At 69.6% G+C, this 4,735-nt stretch carries 6 protein-coding genes; 3 read left to right on the top strand and 3 right to left on the bottom strand.

What is annotated here, in order from left to right:
• Positions 1-540, top strand: a 540-nt coding sequence (locus Q0716_RS05705) for a DUF3387 domain-containing protein (protein ID WP_299020702.1), incomplete at its 5' end; no start/stop codon positions are given.
• A gap of 48 nt (positions 541-588) precedes the next feature.
• Here the strand turns inward: Q0716_RS05705 and ispH are convergent.
• Both ispH and Q0716_RS05715 read right to left on the bottom strand, forming a co-directional pair.
• Entirely contained in the window at positions 589-1,548 is a 960-nt protein-coding gene (gene ispH, locus Q0716_RS05710) for a 4-hydroxy-3-methylbut-2-enyl diphosphate reductase (protein WP_299020704.1), read from the bottom strand.
• Positions 1,548-1,994 carry an FKBP-type peptidyl-prolyl cis-trans isomerase gene (locus Q0716_RS05715; RefSeq protein ID WP_299020707.1) on the bottom strand — a complete coding sequence of 149 codons (447 nt, stop codon included), beginning with the start codon at positions 1,992-1,994 and terminating at the stop codon, positions 1,548-1,550. The genes ispH and Q0716_RS05715 overlap by 1 nt, the downstream gene beginning before the upstream one ends.
• Before the next feature lies 1 nt (position 1,995).
• On the opposite strand from Q0716_RS05715, the gene radC reads away from it, so the two are divergent.
• Positions 1,996-2,709, top strand: a complete 714-nt coding sequence (radC, locus tag Q0716_RS05720) for a DNA repair protein RadC (protein ID WP_299020712.1) — start codon at positions 1,996-1,998, stop codon at positions 2,707-2,709.
• Positions 2,710-2,760: 51 nt separating this feature from the next.
• Positions 2,761-3,423, top strand: a complete 663-nt coding sequence (locus tag Q0716_RS05725; RefSeq protein WP_299020710.1) for a Smr/MutS family protein — start codon at positions 2,761-2,763, stop codon at positions 3,421-3,423.
• Between the two features lie 29 nt (positions 3,424-3,452).
• Here the strand turns inward: Q0716_RS05725 and Q0716_RS05730 are convergent.
• Positions 3,453-4,735: FtsX-like permease family protein (locus Q0716_RS05730; protein ID WP_366139722.1), on the bottom strand; the 1,283-nt coding region annotated here is incomplete at its 5' end.

Consider the following 4,735-nt stretch of genomic DNA (forward strand, 5'->3'; position numbering starts at 1 on the left):
GATGAATTCCTCGCCGAAGTGCAGCAGATGGAGAAAAAGAACCTGGCGCTGGAGGCGCTGCGCAAACTGCTGGCCGACACGATCCGCGCCCGTGCCCGCACCCACGTGGTGCAGGCACGGGCGTTCTCGGAGCGGCTGGAGCAGGCGGTGGCGCGTTACCACAGCAACGCCATCACCACGGCCGAGGTGCTGCAGGAGCTCATCGCCATGGCCCGCGATCTGCGCGCTGCGCAGGCGCGCGGCGAGGAACAGGGACTCACCCCAGAGGAGCAGGCCTTTTACGAGGCCCTGGCAGAAAACCGCAGCGCCGTCGAGGTGATGGGCGATGCCAAGCTGCGCGTGATCGCCCACGAGCTGTTGATGAAGCTGCGCGACAACATCACCGTGGACTGGGCGCGTCGCGAATCCGCCCGCGCCCGCTTGCGGGTGCTGGTCAAGCGCATTCTGCGCAAATATGGCTACCCGCCCGATTTGCAGGATGCCGCCGTCCAGCAGGTGTTGGCGCAGGCCGAGGCAGTGTCGGCCGCGTGGTGCGCCTGACCCAAGCGGAACACCTCGCCGCGACCGGCGTGAGCCACCGCCCCCGCCTTACCCCGCCCGGGCGTCGTCGCCAATCTTGAGCCCCTTGGGCAGCGGAAAGCGCATCGTCTCCACCGGTCCGTCCATGCGCCGCACGGCAGTGGCACCCAGCGCCTTGAGGCGCTGCACGACGCCCTGCACCAGCGCTTCGGGTGCCGAGGCCCCGGCCGTGACACCCACGCGCGGGGCGTGCGCGAACCATGCGTCGCGCAGCTCGGAGGCATCGTCCACCATGTAGGTGGGCACGCCCAGGCGCTCGGCCAGCTCGCGCAGGCGGTTGGTGTTGGAGCTGCTCGGGCTGCCCACCACGATGACCACGTCCACCTGGCGTGCCAGCGCCTTGACGGCATCTTGCCGGTTCTGTGTCGCGTAGCAGATGTCTTGCTGCTTGGGCTCGCGCAGGTTCGGAAAGCGCGCACGCACCGCGGCCAGAATCTCGGCCGTGTCGTCCACACTGAGCGTGGTTTGCGTCACCACCGCCAGGCGCTCGGTCTGCGCGGGCTGCACGCGTGCGACGTCGGCCACCGACTCAACCAGGTGAACGCCGCCGTCGAGTTGGCCCATCGTGCCTTCGACCTCCGGGTGACCCGCGTGACCGATGAGGATGAACTCGTAGCCCTCGCGGCGCAGCTTGGCCACCTCCACGTGCACTTTGGTCACCAGCGGGCAGGTGGCGTCGAAGATGCGAAAGCCGCGCCGTTCGGCCTCGGCCTGCACGGCGCGGCTGACGCCGTGCGCGCTGAAGACGAGCACCGCACCGGTTGGCACATCGGCCAGGTCTTCGATGAAGACGGCGCCACGCTGGCGCAGGTCGTCGACCACATGGCGGTTGTGCACGATCTCGTGCCGCACGTAGATGGGCGCGCCAAACTTGGCCAGCGCGCGCTCGACGATCTCGATGGCGCGATCCACCCCGGCGCAAAACCCGCGCGGCTCGGCCAGCAGCACTTCCTGTACGACCGCCCCCATCACAACACCCCGATGATGTGGACCTCGAACCGCACCGGCTGGCCGGCGAGCGGGTGGTTGAAGTCGAACAGCACGGCGCCGTCGCCACGCACCTCGCGCACGACGCCGGCATACTGTCCCGCCCCATCTGGGGTGGGAAACTGCACCACGTCGCCAACGGCGTAGTGCTCGCTCGGGTCGCCCAGCTCGTCAAGCAGCTTGCGCGAGACCCACTGCAGCATCTCGGGTTGACGCGGGCCGAACGCTTCGCCCGCGGGCAGCTCGAACGTGGCGTGCTCGCCTTCGGCCAATCCCAGCAGCCGCTGCTCCAGCGCCGGGGCCAGCTCCCCCGCACCCAGCGACAGGGTCGCGGGTTGGGCGGCAAACGTGTCGATAAATACCGCGCCGTCCGGGCCGGACAGGCGGTAGTGCAGCGTTAGAAAGGAACCGGGCTCGACGACGGGCATGATGGTGGGCCAAAATCGCCATTGTAGAAAACAGGGAGGAACCCCAGTGCGCGAATTGCCACCCGACGCTCGACCCCGAGAAAAATTGCTCAGCCGCGGCCCGCAGGCACTGGCCGATGCCGAACTGCTGGCGCTGCTGCTGCGCACCGGCGTCGCGGGCCAATCGGTGTTGCCGTTTGCCCAAAGCCTGCTGGAACGCTTTGGCGGTCTGGCCGCGCTGCTGCAGGCCACACCCGAGCAGCTCGCCGCCATCAAGGGACTGGGCCCGGCCAAACGGGCCGAGCTGCTGGCGGTGACCGAGATGGTGCGTCGCGCGCTGGCACAGCGCCTGCGCGAGCGGCCGGTGTTGGACTCCCCCGCCGCCGTGGCCGACGTGCTGCGGCTGCAACTGGCGCACCGCCCGCACGAGGTGTTTGCGGTGCTGTTTCTGGACACGCAGCACCGGCTGATCGCGCTGGAGGAGCTGTTTCGCGGCACCCTGGACCAGACCAGCGTCTATCCGCGCGAGGTGGCGCTGCGGGCACTGCACCATGGAGCGGCGGCCGTGGTACTGGCGCACAACCACCCCAGCGGGGCGGCCGAGCCCTCGCGCGCGGACGAAGCGCTCACACGCAACCTCAAGGCGGCGCTGGCGCTGTTGGACATCCGGGTGCTGGATCACTTCATCGTCACGCGCGCGGGCTGCACCTCGATGGCCGAGCGCGGCCTGGTCTGATTCGGCTGCCCCCGGCGCGGCCCGGTCGCTTGGCCCACAATCGGCACCGCGATGAAAGTGCGAACACTGGCCGAACTGCGGCAAATCCATCAAGTGATGACGCAACGTGCGGCGCAAGCCGCGGCTGCGCGCGCCGCCGCCGAGGCCGCCCGCCGCGAGGCCGAGGAGCGCGCCCAGCGCGAGCGGCTGTTGTTCGAGCGTGCGGTCGGCCCTGTGCAGCGACTCGCGCCGCACGGTCGCGTCGAGCCGCAACGCCCTCGGCCGCGCCCGGTGCCGCAGCAGCGCCAGGCCGACGAGCGTGCTGTGATGCACGAAGCACTCAGCGACGGCTTCGACGTCGAAACCCTGCTGCACACGGACGAACACTTGAGCTTTCGCCGCCCTGGCATCGGGCCAGACGTGGTCAGACGCCTGCGCCTGGGGCATTGGTCGATTCAGGCAGAGATCGATTTGCATGGCCTGCGCACCGAAGAGGCGCGCACGCAACTGGCCACGTTCGTGCGCGAAGCCCAGCGGCGGGGACTGCGCTGCATACGCGTGGTGCACGGCAAGGGGTTGGGCTCGCCCGGCAAGACGCCCGTGCTCAAAGGGCGCGTGCACAGCTGGCTCGTGCAAAAGAGTGAGGTGCTGGCCTTCGTGCAGGCGCGGCCGGCCGACGGTGGCGCGGGTGCGCTGATCGTCTTGCTGCGCGCCGGGGGACACCACCGGGCGTAACGGCGGGGGCCACGGCGCCGCAGCCAGCTTCACAGCGCCGCGCGGCGCAGGGTTTGCACCACCGGCGTGCGCAAGACGCCGCGCAGCGTCCACCACCCAGCCAGCAGCGCCAGGGCGGCACCCGCACCGACGCCGGCCAACGGCACCCAGACCGACACACGCCACTCGAAGTCAAAGACGAACCGCGCCAGCGCCCAGCCGACGACGACCGCCACGCCCGACGCGAGCAGCCCAGCGAGTGCCCCCACACCCAACAGCTCGGCCCGCTGCACACGGCGCAACACGGCCGACTGCGCCCCCAGCGCACGCAAAATGGCGTAGTCGCGCTCGCGCTCGGCACGCGTGGCCCCCACCGTCCCCAGCAGCACCACCACGCCTGCCGCCAGGCTGAAAGCAAACAAAAACTCCACCGCGCGGATCACCTGCCCCAGCACGCGCTGCACCTGGGCCACGGCGGCGCTCGTGTCCACATTGGTCACGTTGGGAAAGCGCCGCAACAGCTCGCGATCGAACCCCGCCTGCTCGGGGGCGCGAAAGGCCGCGATGTAGGTATAGGGCACATCGGCTGGCATGGCTGCGACCGGAAAGAGCGCAAAGAAGTTGACGTGCATCGACGCCCAGTCCACCTTGCGCAGGCTCGTGATGCGCGCCTCGTGCGCCACGCCCGCAATGTCGAAGGTCAGGCGCTGGCCCAAGCGCAGCCCCAGTGTGTCGGCCAGCCCGGTTTCGATACTGATGGCACCGGCTTCGTCGGGCTGCCAGCGCCCAGCGGCCAGTGGGTTGTGCGTGGGCAAATCGCGGCTGTACGACAGGTTGAACTCGCGCTCGACCAGCCGCTGCGCGCGGTCGCCCTGGAATTGCTCTGGCCTTACTGGTTGGCCGTCGATGGCCACCAGCCGCCCCCGCACCATGGGGTACCAGTCGTAGCGTGCCACGCCGTGTTCGCGCAGATGAGCACGGAATGCCTCGGCTTGATCGGGCTGGATATTGATGACGAAGCGGTTGGGTGCGTCCGGGGGTGTGGCGCGCCGCCAGCTGTCGATGAGGTCGGTACGCAGCAGTACCAGCAGCAGCAACGCCAGCAGCCCCACCGCCAGGCTGGCCACCTGCACCACTGCGTAGGCCGGTCGGGCCGTGATCTGGCGTGTCGCCAGCACCAGCCAACGCGGCGCGTGCGATTCGCGCACCAACACCCGCAGCAGCGACAGCGCCCCCCAGGCCACCCCGGCAAACACCGCTACGGCCACGGCAAAGCCACCCACCGCGATGCCCCCGAGCGTGATGTCGCCGCTGGCAACGAGCAGCAACAGCG

It is taken from the genome of uncultured Tepidimonas sp., from assembly GCF_938045175.1.
GTDB lineage: Bacteria > Pseudomonadota > Gammaproteobacteria > Burkholderiales > Burkholderiaceae_C > Tepidimonas.

Excerpts from the sequence above, each read along its gene's own strand:
- ispH (WP_299020704.1), bottom strand. The coding sequence starts at position 1,548 with ATGGGGGCGGTCGTACAGGAAGTGCTGCTGGCCGAGCCGCGCGGGTTT.
- radC (WP_299020712.1), top strand. The coding sequence starts at position 1,996 with ATGGTGGGCCAAAATCGCCATTGTAGAAAACAGGGAGGAACCCCAGTG.
- Q0716_RS05715 (WP_299020707.1), bottom strand. The coding sequence starts at position 1,994 with ATGCCCGTCGTCGAGCCCGGTTCCTTTCTAACGCTGCACTACCGCCTG.
- Q0716_RS05725 (WP_299020710.1), top strand. The coding sequence starts at position 2,761 with ATGAAAGTGCGAACACTGGCCGAACTGCGGCAAATCCATCAAGTGATG.